Source organism: Pseudomonas sp. GW821-FHT09C10 (genome assembly GCF_059418085.1).
The window spans coordinates 130545-151676 of the sequence record NZ_JBWKPE010000002.1; the positions used below are offsets into that span (position 1 = coordinate 130545).

The 21132-nt window shown below is 58.6% G+C and carries 23 protein-coding genes and 1 pseudogene; 8 read left to right on the plus strand and 16 right to left on the minus strand.

The genetic code is table 11. The features are described 5' to 3' along the window. Positions 1 to 38: 38 nt before the first annotated feature. From AC07OT_RS04340 to AC07OT_RS04395, 12 genes and pseudogenes are all read right to left on the minus strand, one after another. Positions 39 to 539: a lysis system i-spanin subunit Rz gene (locus AC07OT_RS04340; protein ID WP_495107566.1), complete on the minus strand. Its 501-nt coding sequence runs from the start codon at positions 537 to 539 to the stop codon at positions 39 to 41. Next, on the minus strand, positions 527 to 1084 hold the full coding sequence (locus AC07OT_RS04345) for a glycoside hydrolase family 19 protein (RefSeq protein ID WP_495107567.1): 558 nt from the start codon (positions 1082 to 1084) through the stop codon (positions 527 to 529). The genes AC07OT_RS04340 and AC07OT_RS04345 overlap by 13 nt, the downstream gene beginning before the upstream one ends. A gap of 22 nt (positions 1085 to 1106) precedes the next feature. Then, a complete protein-coding gene (locus tag AC07OT_RS04350; protein ID WP_495107568.1) occupies positions 1107 to 2042 on the minus strand; it encodes a phage late control D family protein in 936 nt (311 codons plus the stop codon). Positions 2043 to 2267: 225 nt separating this feature from the next. Then, positions 2268 to 3230 (minus strand): DUF6242 domain-containing protein, encoded by a 963-nt coding sequence (locus AC07OT_RS04355; RefSeq protein ID WP_115485714.1) that lies wholly within the window; start codon positions 3228 to 3230, stop codon positions 2268 to 2270. An 11-nt stretch (positions 3231 to 3241) separates the two neighbouring features. Continuing rightward, the gene (locus AC07OT_RS04360) at positions 3242 to 3427 is read right to left on the minus strand and encodes a zinc finger domain-containing protein (protein WP_115485713.1); all 186 of its coding nucleotides are present in this window, start codon (positions 3425 to 3427) and stop codon (positions 3242 to 3244) included. A gap of 365 nt (positions 3428 to 3792) precedes the next feature. Beyond that, positions 3793 to 3978: pseudogene (locus AC07OT_RS04365) on the minus strand (baseplate J/gp47 family protein); the annotation flags it as partial. After that, positions 3975 to 4307, minus strand: a complete 333-nt coding sequence (locus tag AC07OT_RS04370) for a phage baseplate protein (protein WP_495107569.1) — start codon at positions 4305 to 4307, stop codon at positions 3975 to 3977. The pseudogene AC07OT_RS04365 and the gene AC07OT_RS04370, both read right to left, overlap by 4 nt. Positions 4308 to 4316: 9 nt before the next feature. Further along, positions 4317 to 4928, minus strand: coding sequence for a phage baseplate assembly protein V (locus AC07OT_RS04375; RefSeq protein ID WP_495107570.1), 612 nt, complete (start codon positions 4926 to 4928; stop codon positions 4317 to 4319). 3 nt (positions 4929 to 4931) lie between these two features. Continuing rightward, positions 4932 to 5447, minus strand: a complete 516-nt coding sequence (locus AC07OT_RS04380) for an ATP-binding protein (protein WP_065948866.1) — start codon at positions 5445 to 5447, stop codon at positions 4932 to 4934. Positions 5448 to 5467: 20 nt separating this feature from the next. Next, positions 5468 to 5812 (minus strand): phage holin family protein, encoded by a 345-nt coding sequence (locus AC07OT_RS04385; protein ID WP_027604569.1) that lies wholly within the window; start codon positions 5810 to 5812, stop codon positions 5468 to 5470. A 595-nt stretch (positions 5813 to 6407) separates the two neighbouring features. Beyond that, positions 6408 to 7151, minus strand: a complete 744-nt coding sequence (locus tag AC07OT_RS04390) for a LexA family transcriptional regulator (protein ID WP_169899530.1) — start codon at positions 7149 to 7151, stop codon at positions 6408 to 6410. Between the two features lie 80 nt (positions 7152 to 7231). After that, positions 7232 to 7384, minus strand: coding sequence for a hypothetical protein (locus AC07OT_RS04395; RefSeq protein ID WP_495107771.1), 153 nt, complete (start codon positions 7382 to 7384; stop codon positions 7232 to 7234). Between the two features lie 261 nt (positions 7385 to 7645). Between AC07OT_RS04395 and AC07OT_RS04400 the strand changes: the two genes are divergently transcribed. From AC07OT_RS04400 to fdxA, 4 genes are all read left to right on the plus strand, one after another. Next, positions 7646 to 7861 carry a hypothetical protein gene (locus AC07OT_RS04400; RefSeq protein ID WP_065938702.1) on the plus strand — a complete coding sequence of 72 codons (216 nt, stop codon included), beginning with the start codon at positions 7646 to 7648 and terminating at the stop codon, positions 7859 to 7861. A gap of 125 nt (positions 7862 to 7986) precedes the next feature. Continuing rightward, entirely contained in the window at positions 7987 to 8313 is a 327-nt protein-coding gene (locus AC07OT_RS04405) for a DUF2388 domain-containing protein (RefSeq protein ID WP_253493463.1), read from the plus strand. Between the two features lie 214 nt (positions 8314 to 8527). Further along, positions 8528 to 11119, plus strand: coding sequence for a DNA mismatch repair protein MutS (mutS, locus tag AC07OT_RS04410; RefSeq protein ID WP_098480304.1), 2592 nt, complete (start codon positions 8528 to 8530; stop codon positions 11117 to 11119). A gap of 142 nt (positions 11120 to 11261) precedes the next feature. Further along, positions 11262 to 11585 (plus strand): ferredoxin FdxA, encoded by a 324-nt coding sequence (fdxA, locus tag AC07OT_RS04415; protein ID WP_027604581.1) that lies wholly within the window; start codon positions 11262 to 11264, stop codon positions 11583 to 11585. A gap of 497 nt (positions 11586 to 12082) precedes the next feature. On the opposite strand, the gene apbC is transcribed toward fdxA, so the two are convergent. Further along, on the minus strand, positions 12083 to 13177 hold the full coding sequence (gene apbC / locus AC07OT_RS04420; RefSeq protein WP_495107571.1) for an iron-sulfur cluster carrier protein ApbC: 1095 nt from the start codon (positions 13175 to 13177) through the stop codon (positions 12083 to 12085). Between the two features lie 172 nt (positions 13178 to 13349). Between apbC and metG the strand changes: the two genes are divergently transcribed. The 4 genes from metG to AC07OT_RS04440 all read left to right on the plus strand — a co-directional run bounded on the left by metG (position 13350) and on the right by AC07OT_RS04440 (position 17492). Continuing rightward, positions 13350 to 15401, plus strand: a complete 2052-nt coding sequence (metG, locus tag AC07OT_RS04425; protein ID WP_027604583.1) for a methionine--tRNA ligase — start codon at positions 13350 to 13352, stop codon at positions 15399 to 15401. A gap of 114 nt (positions 15402 to 15515) precedes the next feature. Then, positions 15516 to 16481 carry an electron transport complex subunit RsxB gene (gene rsxB, locus AC07OT_RS04430; RefSeq protein WP_141156880.1) on the plus strand — a complete coding sequence of 322 codons (966 nt, stop codon included), beginning with the start codon at positions 15516 to 15518 and terminating at the stop codon, positions 16479 to 16481. An 82-nt stretch (positions 16482 to 16563) separates the two neighbouring features. After that, positions 16564 to 17202: an endonuclease III gene (nth, locus tag AC07OT_RS04435; RefSeq protein WP_027604585.1), complete on the plus strand. Its 639-nt coding sequence runs from the start codon at positions 16564 to 16566 to the stop codon at positions 17200 to 17202. A gap of 107 nt (positions 17203 to 17309) precedes the next feature. Next, on the plus strand, positions 17310 to 17492 hold the full coding sequence (locus AC07OT_RS04440; RefSeq protein WP_027604586.1) for a PA3496 family putative envelope integrity protein: 183 nt from the start codon (positions 17310 to 17312) through the stop codon (positions 17490 to 17492). 84 nt (positions 17493 to 17576) lie between these two features. On the opposite strand, the gene AC07OT_RS04445 is transcribed toward AC07OT_RS04440, so the two are convergent. From AC07OT_RS04445 to AC07OT_RS04455, 3 genes are all read right to left on the minus strand, one after another. Further along, entirely contained in the window at positions 17577 to 18209 is a 633-nt protein-coding gene (locus tag AC07OT_RS04445; protein WP_027604587.1) for a response regulator transcription factor, read from the minus strand. Between the two features lie 592 nt (positions 18210 to 18801). Further along, positions 18802 to 20019, minus strand: a complete 1218-nt coding sequence (locus AC07OT_RS04450) for an argininosuccinate synthase (RefSeq protein ID WP_012722490.1) — start codon at positions 20017 to 20019, stop codon at positions 18802 to 18804. Between the two features lie 129 nt (positions 20020 to 20148). Beyond that, positions 20149 to 21057 carry a flagellar protein MotY gene (locus tag AC07OT_RS04455; RefSeq protein WP_065938697.1) on the minus strand — a complete coding sequence of 303 codons (909 nt, stop codon included), beginning with the start codon at positions 21055 to 21057 and terminating at the stop codon, positions 20149 to 20151. Positions 21058 to 21132 lie beyond the last annotated feature (75 nt).

A 21132-nucleotide genomic window follows, 5' to 3' on the forward strand; every position in this document is an offset into this window, starting at 1 on the left:
GCAGATCGCTCATGCAAGGGACAGGCTGGAACAAGAGATCAGCGGGCGACAGCGCGCACATACGCCTGGCAAGCGCGCAAGGCGATCAGTCCCTGGTCGCCGGCATCGGTGATGCCGATAATTCGCTGAGCATGCGCCGGGTCAAGTCGGGCTCGTGCGGCTGCATGAACCAGGCCGGTGGTGGCGGTGGCGGTTGGCATTGCACAGCCACGGGCAGGTTCGGTGGCGTCGAGAAGGACTGACAACCGCACATCAGCAGTGGCCAGACGGTCGCGTAGAGCAGCCTGGTTATGTTGGGCATCGCTCAACTCCCGAGCATGGTGTTGGTCGCTGGCACTGAGCTGTTGCTCCAGGGCCAGCCGTTTGTCCAGTTCAGCCTGTTGTTGATGCAAGGCCGCCTGGCTTTGCTGGCTGAGTGCCTGTGCATGGGCAGAAGCCTGGCGTTCAAGCTGTGCCCCCAACCGCCAGGCCTGGACCTGCCAAGTCGCCGCTACCAACAGGCAAACGCCAGCCAGGCGGCAGGCCACTAGGAAACGCATAACACCGCCTTCGCCCGCGCCCACAGCCGCAAGCGATCCTCCAGCCCATTCAACCCGCCATTGATACGCCGCGTAATGGTGGTGAACTGGTCCTTGTCGGCCAGCTCATTCAGGCCATTGACCTGCCAGAACCAGGCGGCCGACTCAGCTGCCCATTGCGGTTGCTCCAACAACATCGGCTCCCGTAACAGACGATCATCACCAAACAGCGCCTGGCTGCATGCCAGGTAATTGCGCCGACCGGTGATCTGGATCAGTCCTCGGCCGCGATACAACTGGCCATCACCATCCGCTTCGGGGCTATTGCCCAGGCGTGCGGCCAGGCTGCCGGTGTCGTATTTGCCCAGGTAGTGATCGCTGCCCAGCTCGCGCACGTAACGCAGCTCACTGGATTCGTGGCCGATCTGGGCGAGGAAGGCGGCAATGCGTTTGGCACGGTTAATCTCGAAGCGAACGAACGCCGCATTCAAGGGCGTTAAAAAAACGCCCGCTCTAAGGCGGGCATCCGGCATAACGCCAAGCAGTTGGGGGAGTGTTATCACCATTGGTTTTACTCTCGAAAAATAGCTATATCGACAACCCACCCGCCGTGATCGAACTGCGGTATCCCGTCACCGGATCCCCCACATGAACCACCTGCTTTATCGACCAGCGCCCCTGCATATAGGACGGCCAGCTCTCATCCAGCACTAACAGGCCTTCCGCGGCCAACAATGGATTGCCCGGGCAATCGATCAGCAACTTCAAATTTTCACGCCCCACACGGCGTAGCTCGCCTTCGGCAACGGCGCGGGCCTCGGCTTCGTTCTGATAGCGTTGGCGCAAGGTTTTGAACGGCGCGTTCCCCACCTGGACGACGCGCTGCTTGCCGGCGGAGACATCCCACCAACTGGCACGGCAGCCTTCGTATTTCGAGCGGGATTTTTCGTCGAGCTTGGCGGTGATAAAGCTTTGTTCACCGGGGCGATTGTCATCCGTCACGGACAGCTTCACTTCCGGCAACAGCTGGCCGGAGAGCGATTTGGCTTGGCCGGCTTCGGCCAATACATAGAGTTCGTTGAACGGTTTGGTGACTGCACTATAAAGTCGGGCAAGGCGCGAAATGAACGCCATGTCACTTTCGTTGGACTGGTCAATGTGCGCGATAGCAATCCCCTCCAGCGCCGGCGCCACTCGCGGTGAATAGCCGTGACGACTGACCAGTTGGCGAAACAGCGCGCCCAGGGTGGTCGGACCGTAGCTGGCGGATCGACGCTGGCGGTAACCCGTTGCATCGACCACGCTGAAGGGCGCTGCGGTGGCCACGATCATCAAGCGCATGGGAAACAGCACCGGTGTGCGTTGGGTGACGACAAACTCGCCCTTTTCCACCAACCCCGATTCCAGGTAACCGGCACGCAGGCCGATCTTGCCGTTCAGCGTGGGCAGGCCGTCCAGGCCCTCGATATTCAGGGTCAGCTCCAGCCGGTCGGTCTCAATGCACGCGGCGTCGATGAGGCGCACGCAGTAAAAATGATTCGGTGCGCCTTGGCGGGGAGCGGTGATCCAAATAGGAAGTCAGGTGTTAACAGCACGCGCGGGCTGCCGGTATTTTTCCGTAGCACTGCACTACCGGCTTATCCGCGTCCAGGCATCCCCCGAAGGGCAACCCTGGCTGTGGCGAGCCTGAATCAGAAATGAAAAAGCCCAGCGCGACGGCTGGGCTCTATTACGCAAGGAGATAGAAGATCATGGAGTCCAGTAAGCAATCTTGCCGCCTGCACCAACAGCTACAAAATTGCCGTTGCCGTAGGCGACGCTCCGGATATCGGTTCCTGCGAAAGTGTTGGCTTGCTGAACCCAGCCGATCCCATCCTCGGAAACGGCTGTCTTGCCGCCGTCGCCGACAGCTACATACTTGCCATTACCGTAAGCAATGTCGCGGATGATGGTTCCACCGAAACTGGTATCTTCAACAGCAGTCCAGGTAAGCCCATCGGATGAATATGCCATCTTGCCATCCGCACCAACGATAAACATTTTCCCGTTGCAAAGCTTCATGGAAAGGATGGTGCTAGTGCCGAAGGTGCTGGTTCTGGTCGCAAATGATTGCGGATTTTCCGTCGCCATCTTCACAGCGCTAAGCAGCTTCCCATTCGATCCCGCAACCAACACAAAAACGCCAATGACGTTGACGCAGTACACAGTCTCGCTAGAGTTGAAGGTCGTAGTGCGCTCCACCTGGCCTGACCAATCGCCATAACGGGAAAAGACTTTACCGTTAGACCCAACCAGTATCCAGGTCGTGTCAATGCCGGAAATTGGCTGATAATACACGATGCCTTGCAAGTCTCCGGACGCGCGAGCAGTTGCCGTAATGTCTGTCCAAGCCCTTTCAGGGCGTGCTGTGCTGCCGTAGACCACATTGCCGGATTGAGAAAGGGCTTGAAGCTGTGTCCCAAGACCGTTCCAGTACAGGTCGTTGAGGACCTTTCCGCTATCAGAGGTGACGACGCCCTTAAGCTTGGTCCACGCTGTACCAGTTGCGTCTCCGCTGACAAGCTGAGTGGTTGTGGGAAGACCGTTGCCACCAGCCGCATAGAACTTGCCTTGCGCAAAAACTACGCGCCTAAGCATGCCGGTGTTATCCACCGGTTGTACTTGAGTCCAAAGATCTTGCAAGGTTTGAGACGCCGAGTTTGCGCTTTCCATTTTAAACTCCGTTACTTAGCTGATTTAAGTTCAGGCCTCTGTATTGGGCGTATGGCGCTCATGGGCGATTGCTCGAGGCTCGCGGCCTTCACATGATTCAGCGTCCCGCATCGGGAACATTTGATCTGGAGCTCTGTAAACCCACCCGTACGGGCGAGAAGTCTTTTGCAGTTACCGCATCTGAATTCTTTCAACATCTGCAAGTCCGTTTATTTATCTGCTAGGCCCCCTCCCGCTCGCGCGAGCAGTGAGGGCCCTGGCTGGCTACATCTGCGATCTGGCGTCTCCTTAGGGTGTTACAGCACCCTCTGGAGTCGCCCTCTCTTTTTTCGACCCCAACAAAAAGCCCTGAACTTGTCGGGGCTTTTTGCTTTCTTCCGGGCACAAAAAATCCGACACAATGGCCGTTTTTTGTGAATCATCATGATCGGCCTCAAGGGCTCGAGTATCTGCAGTTGCGCGCACCGGCGCTGTGGAACGCATAGTCGATTCAACTTGGGTTCACGCGGCCGTCCAAGCAAGGGCAGGAGTCGGCGTAGGTTTGCAGCAGTTGTTGCGCGGCCGCTTGGGTCAGCAGTTCGCTTTCGTTGTCGAGGCTGACCTTGAGTCTGGCCGCGCTTTGCGGCGCACGGGCGGCGACGTAGTCGACGACAAACGCCTTGAACTCCGCCAGCAGCGGTTCGAACTCATCGACCGCGATAATCGCCGGCTCCGCCAATTGGTTCTGGCCTGGGATCAGCATGCTCATGTCACGACCTCGAAGGATTGTTGGCGGTTTTTCCAGGTGCCGGCAAAACGCAGCAATAACCCGGCGCCCTGGCGAGTGGCGACGATGACCTGGGGCTGGAAGTCGACAATGCCGTTCTGGCGGTTGTAGAACGCTTGCGCGGCGTGGCTTTGGGCGAGGATCAACAGGTCATCGCCAAGGTTCTGGCCGAGCAGTTGCGGGATCATCGAGCCGTACAACGGGCGCTTCTGGCGAGTGCCCAAGGGGGTGGTCAGCGCTCGGGTGGCACGCTGTACGAATTGCAGCCAGTCATCCACGGCTGCCCCGGTGTTCCTATCGATTCCGATCATGGCAAATCCTTATGCGCGGCTGATCACGCGGCCCTGGTGATCCACCAGCGGGCCGCTCAAATGCACGCCGACGGCATCCAGCGTGAGGCCGGTGGCGCCGAGTTGCAGGGTGATGCCCTGGGCACTCAGGGTCAGGCTGGCAGCGCCGACCTTGACGTCGACCTGTTCGCGGGATCCGCTGAACGTGGTTGGGCCGTTAATCCAGTTGAAGGTGTGACTGGCATCGTCGTAGTCGCTTTGCGTGCCATCCTGATGGCGCCGCCGGGTCAGCGAGGCCACGCTGGACACCGGTGGAAACAGACTGCTGTTCAGCCCGAACAGCGCCACCGACTGCGTGCCCCCTTCCCCGCCGCCGTAGTTGAGCAACAGGCATTGTTCGCCCACCGATGGAATACGGGTTTCGGTCTGCGCGCCGGCGCTGGGGTTGAAGAATCGAATCGCCGGGGTAAGCAATTCACCATGGCTGACCTTGCAGGTATTGCTGGCGGCGTCGACCTCCTGGCACACGCCAATGCGGCAGAAACTGTCCGCGCGTCGATACAGGTCTTCGAGCTGGGCTTCCATTTCCGCCAGGCGCTCGATAATCGGCCCCAGTTGCATGCGTAACAATGCGTCGAACATGGACTACTCCTGCAGGGGCCGATATTGATCCGGATCGTCGATGTCCGAGACTTCCCAGGTGCGGGCAAACAGCGGTGTGCCGGTGGGGTCTTCGAGCAACGACGGGCCGAGATAGAGGGTTTGGGTGAAGGATACGGTCCAGGTGTCGTAGTCCGTTTCGGCGCTGGCGAGCCCAGAGGGCGCCGCGACGACAGCCGTGGGTAAATCGCACTGGTCCGACGGCAGGCCCCAGCGGTTATCCAGGGCCAGGTCCATCAATTGGCTGGCCAGGTCGCACGCGTCAAAAGGCGCCGCCGCGCTGGCGACCGTAACCCTGAGTGATACCGACAAGGCATGCGCCTTGCGCCCTTCACGGGAACGCACGCCGGGGCCGTTGCGTTCCACGCTGATCAGCACGCCGGTGTGATCCCCGGCGCCGCCAACGTCCTGATGGTTGCCTACCTGAAGTTGCGGGAAGGCACGCTTCAGCGCCCCCTCAATGGCTACAGGCAGTTGGGAGGGTTTTTCGATAAGTGTCATCAGTTGCGTCCTTGCAGCAGTTACTGCTGATCCGAGCGAGATGTGGGCGCTTCGTTGACCCCGATGCGCTTGGCCGCCCAGCGTTCATAAAGGCCGATGGCGACGTCCGCGCCGGCCATGGCCGTCAGGCAACCAATGGCGCCGGCGGTCCAGATCGACATGCCGGCGGCGTAGCACAGCATCAATGCCGAGACCCCGCAGACCATGCACGCCCCGGATCGCAGGGCCAGGCGCCGGACCAGCGACCAACCGCGGGCGCCCTCCTTGTCGGCACGCCACATTTCGCCGGATACGCCGCCAATCAGCGCCAGTGCGATCACCAGCCAGATAGGCATTTCCGCTAACGCTTGCTGCTCGTTTGTCATGTCACGCCTCCTGGCTGAGCAATGCCGGCAACGCACCGGCTTTTGGGTAAATCCATGTATAGGTAGGCATTCCAAAAAGCCCGGTTGCCCAGGCTTTTCAGTAATGCGGTCCAGCGTCGATCTTTCGGCGCTACTGGCGCGGTACGGATCTTTCCTCGATGTTTTTCCGACCACGATCCCTGTCTGCCGGATAACTGCTTCTGGTGCTTTACGCTGCACACCCGGGTCAGTTGCCAACCCTCTGAACCGTCAAGGCCGGTTCATCGCTGCCTGTTGCTGAAGCGGTGTCACTAAAGAGCGTCGGCATCCTTGCCGGTGTTGCCTGGCGTCCCTGCCATCGCTCTGATGGCGTCCTTGCCGATGTTGCGTGCCTTCCTTGTCTTCCTTGGCAGCATCCTTGCCGCCTCCACCAGGCCTTATTGGCTGGCTTGGGATGAAGAATATGCATGTATGCATATACAGTCAATGCACAAATGCATTTATTTTCACCAGACTAATGCGCTGATGCATTTCAGGCCCTGCGGGCAAAGGGTTGGGCGATTTTCCACAGGCGAAAAAAAGCCCGCTCGATGGCGGGCTGTCTTACGCAAGGAGGTTAACGGGCGTACATCCCCCACCAGAACACATGCCCGAGAATGCTGATCTGCTCATCCTGGATATCCTGAAAGCTGTAGTCCTCATCCGGGTGTTCATCGCGATTGAAACTGCGCAGGCGAATCCCGGAAGGCAGGCGATAGAGCTGTTTAACCCGCAGCTGGCCATTGTGATTGATGGCATACAAGTCGCCATCGACGATGTCGCCGATGCCACTTTTGCCAGCATTCACGCCGACCGTCGCGCCGTCGCGCAGTACCGGCAACATACTGTTGCCGCGCACCGTCACACACTTGGCCTGGTCGAACTGCACACCGTTATGCCGCAGGCTGCGTTTTCCAAAACGCAGGCTGGCCTTCTCGCTTTCCTCGATGACGAATCTTCCTGATCCAGCAGCCAATTCAACCTCGCGCAGAAAGGGGATCGACACCTCGTCATCATTAACGGGCGTGTCGTCGTCCCACAGGCTTATATCCTTGAGTTCCGAATGCATCGGGTCGCGCCCGTCATCGCGCAAAGCCCCCACCGCCGCGCGCCCGCGCAGTTGATCGGTGCTGACGCGGAAGTACTCGGCGATGCGCGAGATGTGTTTATCCGAGGGATCAACGATCTTGCCGCTGAGAATCCGGGACAACGTGGATTGAGGCACGCCAGTACGCCGGTGAAGCTCCGTGGGGGAGATCCGGTCGCGGTCCAGCAGTTCTCTTAAGACGATAGAAACGTTGCGTTTTTGCATAGCGGCGATAGTGACGGGAGTTTTTGGGGTTGGCAAATGCTAATTTGCATATTCCATGCACATCAGCGGAACTTCCGGACAAAATAATGTCAATTTGGCATGATCACCGCGGTACTTGATGCGATGCGCTCAAACAGCGCCAGGCTGATTCCTGGCGAGCCAAGGAAGAAAGCAATGAAACTCGTGCTTGCCGTTTTGTTGATGTTCAGTGGGTACACCTTTGCGGCAAGTTGCACCAGCATCAGCGACTCTGACCAACGAGCCTACTGCAACGCCCAGCAAAGTGGCTCCAGCTGCGAAAACATCAGCAATAGCGATTTGCGCACTCAGTGCAACGCAATGAAGCGTTGATCAGGATGGGTTAAGGGACAAAAAGGGTCGCCCGCACTTTTATTTACGTTCTACCTATCCGTTCATGACCTGCGAAGCCCCCAACCTTACGTGCTAACCTTGCCGCCAACGCCCATTCACCTCAATTTAAAGCGGTATGCGGAAGACCACGAATGACCGAATGGAGAAATCAGAGCTTCTGGGGCAAGGCGTGGATATACGCCGTGCTGGCGCTCCTAATGTTGATCTCCGACGGCGCAGACTTCAGCTCGCTGGGCGGCGGGGGCTCTAATCGCAAGCGGGTCTTCAGCCCCGGGTTCATTGTGCTGTGCTGTTTCGTCGCGGTGATTGAATTGATAGTGCTGAATCATTTCTATGGGGCGAACTGATGAGTCGAGAGCACAGCGTTAAAAACCACCCCGCATGGCAACCCGCCCCAGTGCCGACGGCGCCTATATCTGCAAAGTGAGCTCTGCTATCGTGCCCCCCTCTTATAGAATGGAAGCTTCGAAGAATGGACTCATGGAAGACTCTGGCAATGGCTGCCATGGTATTGATCGGCGCCCCAGCAGTGGCCGCAGAAAACGCCAACCCTTTCGATAAAGCGCTGATGTACACGACGTTCGTGCCCACCATCCTGATTGGGGGAGCCAGCGCTCTCACGACCGATGCGCCGAAGCTTTTCACATCGTCCAAAACCGATGCCCTGGCCTTTATCGGTTCGGACGGCGAGATCCGCGGTGCTGAGTTCGAACAGGCATCTCGGTACTATCGCTCGACCTACGCCTCGCCTCTGATGTCCGATATGCAACTGGCCAAGGCGATCGCCTCATCGTACTGAGGGAGGCATTCTCGGCTGCGCGCCAACAGCGACACGTCCCTGCAGAAGCCTTGCGCATTTAAACAAATGCGCCATCCCACTTTGCGTTTTACCTATCCGTTTGCGACCTGCGAAGGGCCGACCTCGCGTGTTAACCTTGCGGCCATTGCAAAATCAGCAGGGCCGAGTGCCCCACCTTTGCCCCACTCCTTTCAACGAATTTGCCTATTATCCAATGAGTAAAAACACGTCCGATCTGTCCTCCCACACCCCGATGATGCAGCAGTACTGGCGCCTGAAAAACCAGCACCCTGATCAGTTGATGTTCTATCGCATGGGCGACTTCTACGAGATCTTCTATGAAGACGCGAAGAAGGCTGCCAAGTTGCTGGACATCACCTTGACCGCGCGCGGGCAGTCGGCGGGGCAGTCGATTCCGATGTGCGGGATTCCTTACCACTCGCTGGAGGGTTACCTGGTCAAGCTGGTGAAGCTGGGCGAATCGGTGGTGATCTGCGAGCAGATCGGCGATCCGGCCACCAGCAAGGGCCCGGTGGAACGACAGGTGGTGCGCATTATTACGCCGGGGACGGTGAGCGATGAGGCGCTGCTGGATGAGCGTCGCGATAACCTGATCGCCGCGGTGCTGGGCGATGAGCGCTTGTTCGGGCTTTCGGTACTGGACATCACCAGCGGCAATTTCAGCGTGCTGGAGATCAAGGGCTGGGAAAACCTGCTGGCGGAGCTGGAGCGCATCAACCCGGTGGAGCTGTTGATCCCGGATGATTGGCCGAAGGATCTGCCTGCGGAAAAACGCCGTGGGACCAAGCGTCGCGCGCCGTGGGATTTTGAGCGTGACTCGGCACTGAAAAGTCTATGCCAGCAGTTCTCGGTGCAGGACCTTAAAGGCTTCGGTTGCGAAACCCTGACCCTGGCCATCGGCGCTGCGGGTTGCCTGCTCAGCTACGCCAAGGAAACCCAGCGCACCGCCCTGCCGCACCTGCGTAGCCTGCGCCACGAGCGCCTGGACGATACCGTGGTGCTCGATGGTGCGAGCCGTCGCAACCTGGAATTGGACACCAACCTGTCCGGCGGGCGTGACAACACCTTGCAATCGGTGGTCGACCGCTGCCAAACCGCCATGGGCAGCCGTCTGCTGACCCGCTGGTTGAACCGTCCGTTGCGGGATTTGACGGTGCTGCAGGCGCGCCAGACATCAATTACCTGCCTGCTGGACGGCTATCGCTTTGAAAAGCTGCAGCCGCAGTTGAAGGAAATCGGCGACATCGAGCGCATCCTGGCGCGGATCGGCCTGCGCAATGCCCGGCCCCGTGACCTGGCGCGTCTGCGCGATGCCCTCAGCGCCCTGCCGCAACTGCAAGTGGCGATGACCGAACTGGACACGCCGCACCTGCAACAACTCGCCGTAACGGCCGGTACCTACCCGGAACTGGCCGCGCTGCTGGAAAAGGCCATTATCGACAACCCGCCGGCGATCATCCGTGACGGCGGTGTGCTCAAGACCGGCTACGACAGCGAACTGGACGAACTGCAGTCCCTGAGCGAAAACGCCGGGCAGTTCCTGATCGACCTGGAAGCCCGCGAAAAAGCTCGCACCGGTCTGGCCAACCTGAAGGTGGGCTACAACCGCGTGCATGGCTACTTTATCGAGTTGCCGAGCAAGCAGGCCGAGTCGGCGCCCATCGACTATCAACGCCGCCAGACACTCAAAGGTGCCGAGCGTTTTATCACCCCGGAGCTGAAGGCGTTTGAAGACAAGGCGCTGTCGGCCAAGAGCCGTGCCCTGGCCCGGGAAAAGATGCTCTACGAGGCGTTGCTGGAAGACTTGATCAGCCAGTTGGCGCCGCTGCAGGACACCGCCGCCGCCCTGGCGGAGCTGGATGTGCTGAGCAACCTCGCCGAACGGGCGCTGAATCTCGACCTGAACTGCCCGCGATTCGTCAGCGAGCCGTGCATGCGCATCGTGCAGGGGCGTCACCCGGTGGTGGAGCAGGTACTGACCACGCCGTTCGTCGCCAACGACCTGTCGCTGGACGACGATACGCGCATGTTGGTGATTACGGGCCCGAACATGGGTGGTAAATCCACCTATATGCGTCAAACCGCGTTGATCGTACTGCTGGCGCATATCGGCAGTTTTGTGCCGGCAGCCAGTTGCGAGCTGTCCCTGGTGGATCGCATCTTCACCCGGATCGGCTCCAGCGATGACCTGGCCGGTGGCCGTTCGACCTTTATGGTGGAAATGAGCGAGACCGCCAATATCCTGCACAACGCCACCGAGCGCAGCCTGGTGCTGATGGACGAAGTGGGTCGCGGCACCAGTACGTTTGACGGCCTGTCCCTGGCGTGGGCGGCGGCCGAGCGGTTGGCGCATCTGCGTGCCTATACGCTATTTGCCACCCACTACTTCGAACTGACGGTGCTGCCGGAAAGCGAGCCGCTGGTGGCCAATGTGCATCTGAATGCCACCGAGCACAACGAGCGCATCGTATTCCTGCACCACGTGCTGCCAGGGCCGGCCAGTCAGAGTTACGGCCTGGCCGTGGCGCAATTGGCCGGCGTGCCGAACGACGTGATCACCCGTGCCCGCGAACACCTCAGCCGCCTGGAAACCACGGCCCTACCCCATGAAACCGTGGTGGCCAGCCCTGCCAAGGCCAGCCGCAAACCTGCTGCGCCGCATCAGAGCGATATGTTCGCCAGCCTGCCCCATCCGGTGCTGGATGAGTTGGCAAAGCTTGACCTGGACGACTTGACGCCGCGAAAAGCGCTGGAAATGTTATATGCACTGAAGACTCGGATATAACGCTCACGCTTGCAAGCTGATAGACTCTCGCGCGGTTTGGGATGCTGCTGGCTCTTAGCCTGGCCTGCAGACTATCGCTCCCGAACCTCGCGAGCCCTACCACAAAGGGTTTCGCTGCCGCCGCCTGAGGAGAGAATTAGAAATGACCTTCGTCGTCACCGACAACTGCATCAAGTGCAAGTACACCGACTGCGTAGAAGTGTGTCCGGTGGACTGCTTCTACGAAGGCCCGAACTTCCTGGTCATCCACCCGGACGAGTGCATTGACTGCGCCCTGTGTGAACCTGAATGCCCGGCCGTCGCCATTTTCTCCGAGGACGAAGTCCCGGCGGGCATGGAACAGTTCATTCAGTTGAACGTTGAATTGGCTGAAATCTGGCCAAACATCACCGAGAAGAAAGATTCGTTGCCGGATGCCGCCGAATGGGATGGCAAACCCAACAAAATTGAGCAACTAGAGCGCTAAAAGCGCCGCTGCCCAACAAAAAAAGGCCCTTCAAGGGCCTTTTTTGCGTTCCGGGGAACGCATTCACTTTTCTATAGACGAAAAAAGGGGCGGTATGACCCGCCCACATTTTTTCCCTAGTCCCTGTGTTCCTTTTCATCATCCTGATGAATCGCATCCTGCGACGTTCCTTCAACCATCGTTCCTTGATGGCTGTGTCAATCCGTGGACACAGGGCTGATGTTAGAGAGTTCCAAGGGAAGTTCAACGGGATCCAAACCGGGCACTGACAGGCTCCAGCCCCCAGATAAAGATAATTAATTGTTATCTTTCAAAGAGATAGAAAACTCCTTCAAAGATTCGAGACGCGCACACCTAACAAAAAAACCAAACACTTACGAGAAAGTAAGTGAATGCTTACGCGCGCCATTGCGTAAAAGCGTAAAAGAACCCCATTGACCGATCTCCAGACAAGAAAAAGCCCCGACAACGTCGAGGCTTCTTGTCCTTCAGCGAGGTCAGTCGTCGCTGACCGTAATGGTCGGCATTGCCGGGGCCGCCGCTTCCTGCAGGACGATCCGGGCCCCCACATGACGAGCCAATTCCTGATAGATCATGGCGATCTGGCCATCGGGCTCTGCCGCTACGGTGGGCTTGCCGCCGTCGGCCTGTTCACGAATGCCCATCGACAATGGCAACGAGGCCAGTAGTTCAACGCCGTACTGGGTCGCCAGCTTCTCGCCACCGCCTTCACCAAACAGATGCTCTGCGTGGCCGCAGTTGGAGCAGATGTGCACCGCCATGTTTTCCACCACACCCAACACCGGAATGTTGACCTTGCGGAACATCTCCACGCCCTTCCTGGCGTCCAGCAAGGCCAGGTCCTGGGGCGTGGTCACGATCACCGAGCCCGCCACCGGGACTTTCTGTGCCAGGGTCAGCTGGATATCGCCGGTGCCTGGCGGCATGTCGATCACCAGGTAGTCCAGGTCGCCCCAGGCGGTCTGGGTGACCAACTGCAGCAACGCGCCGGAGACCATCGGCCCGCGCCACACCATCGGCGTGTTTTCATCGGTCAGGAACGCCATGGACATGACCTCCACGCCCATGGACTCGATCGGCACGAACCACTTCTGGTCCTTGATCTTCGGCCGCGTGCCTTCGGCGATGCCGAACATCACGCCCTGGCTCGGGCCGTAGATATCGGCATCGAGAATACCCACGCGCGCGCCTTCACGGGCCAGGGCCAGGGCCAGGTTGGCTGCGGTGGTGGATTTGCCCACGCCGCCCTTGCCGGAAGCGACTGCCACCACGTTCTTGACGTTGGCCAGGCCCGGGATCTGCGCCTGAGCCTTGTGCGGGGCGATCACGCACCGGATGTCGACCTTGGCCGCACGCACGCCGTCGAGGCCCTCGATGGCCATTTGCAGCATCTGCGCCCAACCGCTCTTGAACAGGCCGGCGGCATAACCCAGCTCCAATTGTACCGAGACCTGGTCACCCTGGACCTCGATGGCGCGTACACAGCCGGCGCTGACCGGATCCTGGTTCAAATAGGGGTCGGTGTACTGGCGAAGAACGGCTTCCACCGCTGCGCGATTGACGGCGCTCATGGGCAACTCCCGAAAAAAGACTGACTGAAACACGCGGCTATCCTAACCGTTCCAGAAGCGTTACGGCATGCTTTCGCAGGTGCGGAAGATTCTGAAACAGCACCACGGGGTGAAATAAATTTCCCGGCGCTTTATAGTGGCCGACCTCCGTTTCATCAAGTAGCCGAGCCCCATGTCCGAGCCACGCAAGATCCTCGTCACCAGCGCCCTGCCCTATGCCAATGGTTCCATCCATCTTGGCCATATGCTTGAGTACATCCAGACCGATATGTGGGTGCGCTTCCAGAAGCATCGCGGCAATCAATGCATCTATGTCTGCGCGGACGACGCCCATGGTTCGGCCATCATGCTGCGCGCCGAAAAGGAAGGCATCACCCCGGAACAGCTGATCGCCAATGTGCAGGCTGAACACAGCGCCGACTTTGCCGAGTTCCTGGTGGATTTCGACAATTTCCACTCGACCCACTCCGCCGAAAACCGCGAGCTGTCGAGCCAGATCTACTTGCGCTTGAAGGACGCCGGGCACATTGCCACGCGCTCGATCACGCAGTATTTCGACCCGGAAAAGAAAATGTTCCTGGCCGACCGCTTCATCAAGGGCACCTGCCCGAAATGCGGCACTGAAGACCAGTACGGCGACAACTGCGAAAAATGCGGTGCCACCTACGCACCGACTGACCTGAAGAACCCACGCTCGGCGATCTCCGGCGCCATCCCGGTACTCAAGGATTCCCAGCATTTCTTCTTCAAGCTTCCGGATTTCCAGCAGATGCTGCAAACCTGGACGCGCAGCGGCACCCTGCAGGACGCCGTGGCCAACAAGATCGCCGAATGGCTGGATGCAGGCCTGCAACAGTGGGACATCTCCCGCGATGCGCCGTACTTCGGCTTCGAGATCCCTGGCGAGCCCGGCAAATACTTCTACGTGTGGCTGGACGCGCCGATCGGCTACATGGCCAGCTTCAAGAACCTCTGCGACCGTACGCCGGAGCTGGACTTCGATGCGTTCTGGGGAAAGGACTCCACCGCCGAGCTGTACCACTTCATCGGCAAGGACATCGTCAACTTCCACGCCCTGTTCTGGCCAGCGATGCTCGAAGGTTCGGGCTACCGCAAGCCAACCGGCATCGCCGTACACGGCTACCTGACGGTCAACGGCCAGAAGATGTCCAAGTCCCGCGGCACCTTTATCAAGGCGCGCACCTACCTGGACCACCTGTCGCCGGAATACCTGCGCTACTACTACGCCTCCAAGCTGGGCCGTGGCGTCGACGACCTGGACCTGAACCTGGAAGACTTTGTCCAGAAGGTCAACTCGGACCTGGTCGGCAAGGTGGTCAACATCGCCAGCCGCTGCGCCGGTTTTATCCACAAGGGCAACGCCGGCCTGCTGGTGGCCGAGAACGCCGCGCCGGAACTGACCGACGCGTTCCTGGCTGCCGCGCCAAGCATCGCCGACGCCTATGAAGCCCGTGACTTCGCCCGTGCCATGCGCGAGATCATGGGCCTGGCCGACCGCGCCAACGCCTGGATCGCCGACAAGGCGCCATGGTCGCTGAACAAGCAGGAAGGCAAGCAGGCTGAGGTCCAGGCGATCTGCGCCACCGGCGTCAACCTGTTCCGCCAGTTGGTGATCTTCCTCAAGCCCGTGCTGCCATTGCTGGCCGCCGACGCCGAGGCGTTCCTCAATGTCGCTCCGCTCACCTGGAACGACCACGCCACGTTGCTCAGCAACCATCAGTTGAATGAATTCAAGCCTCTGATGACCCGGATTGACCCCGTCAAGGTCCAGGCCATGACCGACGCCTCGAAAGAAGACCTGGCCGCCAGCCAGACCGATACCGGCGAATCGAAACCGGCCGGTAACGGCGAGCTGGCCAAGGACCCGCTTTCCCCGGAAATCGACTTTGACGCCTTTGCTGCCGTGGACCTGCGCGTGGCGCTGATCATCAAGGCCGAAGCCGTGGAAGGGGCTGACAAACTGCTGCGCCTGACCCTGGATATTGGTGACGAACAACGCAACGTGTTCTCCGGAATCAAGAGCGCCTATCCGGACCCGTCCAAGCTCAATGGTCGCCTGACCATGATGATTGCTAACCTCAAGCCGCGGAAAATGAAGTTCGGTATCTCCGAAGGCATGGTGATGGCGGCCGGTCCCGGCGGTGAAGAAATCTATCTGCTGAGCCCGGACAGCGGCGCCAAGCCGGGTCAACGTATCAAGTAAGCGCTGCAAAACAGCCCCGTCGTTTCCGCGACGGGGCTTTTCAACTAGTCCCCCTTTCTCGCTTGCCGGATAATCAAACCCTGTTTGTTCAACCGGCACGCCAATGACCACTCCATGAATCTGATTCAACGTATCGACGCGCTGCTACCGCAGACACACTGCGGCAAGTGCGGGCACCCGGGCTGCAAGCCTTACGCCGAGGGTATCGCCCGGGGTGAGGCAATCAACAAATGCCCGCCTGGAGGACAGGAGACAATCACTGGCCTTGCGCGATTACTGCGAGTCCCCATTCTGGAACTGGACACCAGCCGCGGGGAAGCTCCTGCCCAGGTGGCCTACATTCGCGAGGCCGAGTGCATCGGCTGCACCAAATGCATTCAGGCCTGCCCGGTGGACGCAATTGTCGGCGCCGCCAAGTTGATGCACACCGTCATCGTCGATGAGTGCACCGGTTGCGACCTGTGCGTCGCGCCCTGCCCCGTCGACTGCATTGAGTTGCGCCCACTGGTCACAGGGCTGCCGATCGTCGGCGGCCTGGCAGCGAACGAAAACGAACGCCGTGAACGAGATTTCAAGCGCGATCGTGCCCGGCAACGCTTTGAACAACGCAATGCGCGACTGCAACGGGAAGAAGAGCACAGGATTGCCCAGCGTGTGGCGCGGCCTCAGCGTTCAGCACCAACTCCCCCTTTGCAACTTGACGCAGCGCGGGCCGCCCAGGATGCGGAGGTAAAAAAAGCCAAGATCAATGTGGCCATGAGCCGCGCCCAATTGCACAAATCCTTGAAGGCTTTCGGGCACCCGCCGACCTTTGAACAACAATCCCAACTGATCGCCCTGCAACAGCAGTTCGAGGCAGCGGAGCAAGCATTGGCAGCACTGGACCAGAATCACGCCGCGCCAACACCGCTGCCTGCCGCCGTCAACAACGCCGACCTCAAGCGCGCCAAAATCCAATTGGCGATGCGTCGTGCCGAGTTGAAGAAAGCCCTGGACCAACAGGCTGATCCGCAACAATTGGCCGACGCGCAACACAAGCTCGATGATGCGCAGCGACAAGTAGCCACCCTTGGTACATGACCGATAATCCTGCTTGCAGGGCTTCAGGACTGGACCCACTATTCGAAACTACGCTGACTGCCCGAAAGGAACCTTCCGCCCCATGAACGCCGCAAAACGCCTGGAAATTTTCCGCAGGCTTCACGAAGACAATCCGGAACCCAAGACCGAACTGGCCTACTCCTCGCCGTTCGAGTTACTGATTGCCGTGATCCTGTCGGCCCAATCCACGGACGTCGGCGTCAACAAGGCCACGGCCAGGCTGTATCCCGTGGCAAACACGCCAGAGGCGATTTATGCCCTGGGTGTGGACGGGTTGTCGGAGTACATCAAGACCATCGGCCTGTACAACAGCAAAGCCAAGAATGTCATCGAGACCTGCCGCTTGCTGATAGAACGGCACAATAGCGAAGTGCCAGAAACCCGCGAAGCGCTGGAAGCCCTGCCGGGGGTGGGCCGTAAAACCGCCAACGTGGTGCTCAACACCGCATTCAGGCAACTCACCATGGCCGTGGACACCCATATTTTTCGGGTCAGTAATCGAACCGGCATAGCACGCGGCAAGAACGTGGTCGAAGTGGAAAAGCAGCTCATGAAGTTCGTGCCCAAACCCTACCTGCTTGACTCCCACCATTGGCTGATCCTGCACGGACGCTATGTTTGCCAGGCCCGCAAGCCGCGCTGCGGCAGCTGCCGCATTGAAGACCTGTGCGAATACAAGGACAAGACGTCGGACGATTGAGGGTTCATTGGTTTTCTCGATCAGTCGATTGAAAAAATCTTTTTTACCCATTCATGGATTATCGTTATAAGGAGCGCCAACGGCAGTCTTACTCCGGAGTTAACGTTATGAGCACTGACAAAGAACAGTTGGATGTGGAAGACGACCTCGTTGAATCGGAGGACGATGGCGTGGAAGCACCTGTGGCAGAGGTCGCCAAGACCAATCTGAGCAAACGCCGTACTATCGACAACCTTCTGGAAGAACGACGCTTGCAAAAACAACTGGCCGACTACGACTTCGACCTCTGATCAAGCGGTCGACGGCCGGAAGCCTCCCTGACGGAGGCTTTTTTCTGCCGGTTACGCGGCCTGTGTACAGTGCTGTGCCCTCACCTATACCAAGCCGTTACGCTGGGCCAGCTCGATCAGGTCCACGAGAGAGCGGGCATTGAGCTTGAGCAGCAGACGAGTCTTGTAGGTACTGACGGTCTTGTTGCTGAGAAACATCCCGTCGGCGATTTCCTTGTTGGTTCTGCCCCGAGCCAATTGCTGCAACACCATCATCTCCCGGCCGGACAGACGCTCGACCATATCGGCCTCACTGGCATTACCCATGGTGGAGCGTACCGAGTTGAGTGCCTGGTTTGGAAAATAGCTGTAGCCCGACAACACCGCCTTGATCGCACTCAGCAACTCGGTCAGGTCCTGTTGCTTGCACACATAGCCCGCAGCGCCCGCCTGCATACAACGCATGGAAAAGTGACCTGGGGCCTGGGAGGTGAGCACCAGGACCTTGAACGGTACAGCCTGTTTGGTGGACGAAAGCCGGCAAATAACTTCCAGGCCATCGAGCTTGGGAATCCCAATATCCAGTATGACAATGTCCGGCATATGCTCCCGCGCAAGTTGCAATGCATCGACACCGTTATTGGTCTCGGCAACGACCTCATAACCATGACGTTCCATTAGCATACGCACAGCAAGACGAATGACGGGATGATCATCTACGATCAGCACTTTATTCATGAGAAAGTCCAATTTCGCTGTTCGAATTATTTAGAGCAAACACAATAGCCTAGTCGTTTCCTAGTTGGCATAGCGCTCCCCCCCGAGCAACAGCAAGCAGAGACCCAACCCACAGCGATAAAGGAAATTCCCTACAAAAAAACACCGATTCAGATGTTTCCAGTTTTATGGAGCCTTTCAGAACTTTCCGGGGCATCACATATTTTGAGTGAAATTTCCAAGGTCCCCAGGGGATAAGGTAAACGTGCCGCACACCACTATCAGGAAATGCCCCTTGCCCCTCGACTGCAGGTACCGGAGCTGGCAGAGAAAAATCGGTAGTTTCAGTTCCATTCAACATATTTATTTACTTCCATATTTCCTACAGTATTTTTTACTTCTTACGTACTCCTCGCACCTATATGAGTGAATTATCTGTAAGACTGGTTCCTACATAAATGATAAAAAATCATTCGCCCGGCAAAAAAACCAGCAATCCAGTAGTTGGATCACGAATTAAACAAGTTTAAACAGCGTGGACTTAATCAAAATACCAGGCCAAAAAAAATGGCCCCTTGAAAAAGGGGCCATTTTTTTACAACGAGCTAAACACTCAGAACAACGAGCGACCTTTGTTGGCAGCAATGCGCATGCGCAATGCATTCAACTTGATAAAGCCCGCTGCGTCGGCCTGGTTGTAGGCGCCGCCATCTTCTTCGAAGGTGGCGATGTTGGCGTCGAACAGCGAGTCATCGGACTTGCGGCCAGTAACAATCACATTGCCCTTGTACAATTTCAGACGCACAACACCGTTCACGTGGGCCTGGGAGGCGTCGATCATCTGTTGCAGCATCAGACGCTCAGGGCTCCACCAGTAGCCGGTATAGATCAGGCTGGCGTACTTGGGCATCAACTCGTCTTTGAGGTGAGCCACTTCACGGTCCAGGGTGATGGACTCGATGGCGCGGTGAGCACGCAGCATGATAGTGCCGCCCGGGGTTTCGTAGCAGCCACGGGACTTCATGCCCACATAGCGGTTCTCGACGATGTCGAGGCGGCCGATGCCGTGCTCGCCACCGATACGGTTCAAGGTCGCCAATACGGTGGCCGGGGTCATTTCCACGCCGTCCAGCGCGACGATGTCGCCATTACGGTAGGTCAGTTCCAGGTACTGCGGCTTGTCTGGAGCGTTCTCCGGGGAGACGGTCCATTTCCACATGTCTTCTTCGTGCTCGGTCCAGGTGTCTTCCAGCACACCGCCTTCATAGGAGATGTGCAGCAGGTTGGCGTCCATCGAGTACGGGGACTTCTTCTTGCCATGACGCTCGATCGGGATCGCGTGCTTTTCAGCGTAATCCATCAGCTTTTCACGGGACAGCAGGTCCCATTCACGCCACGGGGCAATCACTTTCACACCAGGCTTGAGCGCGTAGGCACCCAGTTCGAAACGCACCTGGTCGTTGCCCTTGCCGGTAGCGCCATGGGAAATGGCATCAGCGCCGGTTTCGTTGGCGATTTCGATCAGGCGCTTGGCGATCAGCGGACGTGCGATGGAAGTACCCAGCAGGTACTCGCCTTCGTAGACAGTGTTGGCGCGAAACATCGGGAAGACGAAATCGCGGACGAACTCTTCGCGCAGGTCGTCAATGTAGATCTCTTTCACGCCCATGGCTTGCGCCTTGGCACGTGCAGGTTCGACCTCTTCGCCCTGACCCAGGTCAGCGGTGAAGGTCACCACTTCACAGTTATAAGTATCCTGCAGCCACTTGAGGATCACCGAAGTGTCCAGGCCGCCGGAATACGCGAGAACGACCTTGTTTACGTCGGCCATGCCATCACTCCACGGGGTTGTACGGAAAGGCGTCGATTCTACCGATCAAAACCGTGAATTTACAGGGGCGCGACAGCAAATGAAGATAAAGCGACAGATTATGTCGAGCGAGCGACCGATGGTCGCACGTCAGGAGGTGTGTGCCGGGTTGCTCGGGCCCGTGGCCTGGGGGGCCGGTTTCTCAGGGGCAGCCACGCGTTCGAGCTGAATATTCACACGACGATTACGGGCCCGGTTGGCAGCAGTGGTGTTGGGCGCCAAGGGGTAGCTTTCACCATGGAACCGCAGGGTAATCTGGGACTCCGGGATACCGTTGGCCTTGAAGTAGTCCATCACCGCCAGCGCACGACGGCGTGAAACATCACGGTTGCTCAGGCGATTGCCGCTGTTGTCCGAGTGGCCGTTCAATTCGATATGGTTGACGGTAGGGTCCGCCTTCATGAATTCGAGAATCACCGCCAGCTTCTGCTTTGCCGCAGCGTCCAGCTCGATGCCGCCACCGGGGAAGCCCACTTCGGTCTGCTTGACCTGATCGTAATTCATCGGCAGCAGCTTGGCGGTGCACAGCTGATAGTCGCTGTAGGCCTTGTTAAATTTCACCGGCAGCAAGCGAATCTCCGAATAGCCACCCTCGCGTCCATAGTGCCGCACAGTGGGCGAGCGTCCATCGAGCAAACCGTTGAAGAGACGCCCGGCCTGGGCCTGAGAGCTGTTGAACAGCACATCACCGCTGCCGGCACGTACGGCGCCGAGATTGATGTCACCCCGGCCGGGCTGCCAGGGGGCTGCGGCGGCCAATAAGGTGGCCGACCCTGCGCCCAGCGACCCGTTATAGGCTTTCAGACGAAACGTCGCCTGCTCGCCGGCCCGGCGCACGAACTCACCCGAACCGAAGTCGGTGATCGGTTGGGTCAGGCGGCACTCGAACTTGTCCCCCTCCACCTTCCACTCAATGTTCTCCAGACGAGTCTGGAACGTGAGGGCCATAGCAGGCAGGCTGGCGAACACACTGAGCAGGGCTAGATAATGCTGGCGCACGGGAGGCTCCACTGGTTTCTACAACACTTCAAAGCGTCATACATCGATAAGGCATACGAAAGGCTATCGGATGCA

What these genes read in the sequence shown, in the direction of transcription:
- AC07OT_RS04450 (WP_012722490.1), bottom strand. Translation starts at nt 20,019, where the DNA reads ATGGCCGACGTAAACAAGGTCGTTCTCGCGTATTCCGGCGGCCTGGAC.
- AC07OT_RS04445 (WP_027604587.1), bottom strand. Translation starts at nt 18,209, where the DNA reads ATGAATAAAGTGCTGATCGTAGATGATCATCCCGTCATTCGTCTTGCT.
- apbC (WP_495107571.1), bottom strand. Translation starts at nt 13,177, where the DNA reads ATGAGCGCCGTCAATCGCGCAGCGGTGGAAGCCGTTCTTCGCCAGTAC.
- rsxB (WP_141156880.1), top strand. Translation starts at nt 15,516, where the DNA reads ATGAATCTGATTCAACGTATCGACGCGCTGCTACCGCAGACACACTGC.
- AC07OT_RS04345 (WP_495107567.1), bottom strand. Translation starts at nt 1,084, where the DNA reads ATGGTGATAACACTCCCCCAACTGCTTGGCGTTATGCCGGATGCCCGC.
- AC07OT_RS04355 (WP_115485714.1), bottom strand. Translation starts at nt 3,230, where the DNA reads ATGGAAAGCGCAAACTCGGCGTCTCAAACCTTGCAAGATCTTTGGACT.
- AC07OT_RS04395 (WP_495107771.1), bottom strand. Translation starts at nt 7,384, where the DNA reads ATGCTGGTGCAACTTGCCGCAAAGGTGTACCCACTGAACATCAACAAA.
- AC07OT_RS04385 (WP_027604569.1), bottom strand. Translation starts at nt 5,812, where the DNA reads ATGACAAACGAGCAGCAAGCGTTAGCGGAAATGCCTATCTGGCTGGTG.
- metG (WP_027604583.1), top strand. Translation starts at nt 13,350, where the DNA reads ATGTCCGAGCCACGCAAGATCCTCGTCACCAGCGCCCTGCCCTATGCC.
- AC07OT_RS04400 (WP_065938702.1), top strand. Translation starts at nt 7,646, where the DNA reads ATGACCGAATGGAGAAATCAGAGCTTCTGGGGCAAGGCGTGGATATAC.
- AC07OT_RS04360 (WP_115485713.1), bottom strand. Translation starts at nt 3,427, where the DNA reads ATGTTGAAAGAATTCAGATGCGGTAACTGCAAAAGACTTCTCGCCCGT.
- fdxA (WP_027604581.1), top strand. Translation starts at nt 11,262, where the DNA reads ATGACCTTCGTCGTCACCGACAACTGCATCAAGTGCAAGTACACCGAC.
- AC07OT_RS04370 (WP_495107569.1), bottom strand. Translation starts at nt 4,307, where the DNA reads ATGATCGGAATCGATAGGAACACCGGGGCAGCCGTGGATGACTGGCTG.
- AC07OT_RS04405 (WP_253493463.1), top strand. Translation starts at nt 7,987, where the DNA reads ATGGACTCATGGAAGACTCTGGCAATGGCTGCCATGGTATTGATCGGC.
- mutS (WP_098480304.1), top strand. Translation starts at nt 8,528, where the DNA reads ATGAGTAAAAACACGTCCGATCTGTCCTCCCACACCCCGATGATGCAG.
- AC07OT_RS04375 (WP_495107570.1), bottom strand. Translation starts at nt 4,928, where the DNA reads ATGTTCGACGCATTGTTACGCATGCAACTGGGGCCGATTATCGAGCGC.
- AC07OT_RS04340 (WP_495107566.1), bottom strand. Translation starts at nt 539, where the DNA reads ATGCGTTTCCTAGTGGCCTGCCGCCTGGCTGGCGTTTGCCTGTTGGTA.
- AC07OT_RS04380 (WP_065948866.1), bottom strand. Translation starts at nt 5,447, where the DNA reads ATGACACTTATCGAAAAACCCTCCCAACTGCCTGTAGCCATTGAGGGG.
- nth (WP_027604585.1), top strand. Translation starts at nt 16,564, where the DNA reads ATGAACGCCGCAAAACGCCTGGAAATTTTCCGCAGGCTTCACGAAGAC.
- AC07OT_RS04440 (WP_027604586.1), top strand. Translation starts at nt 17,310, where the DNA reads ATGAGCACTGACAAAGAACAGTTGGATGTGGAAGACGACCTCGTTGAA.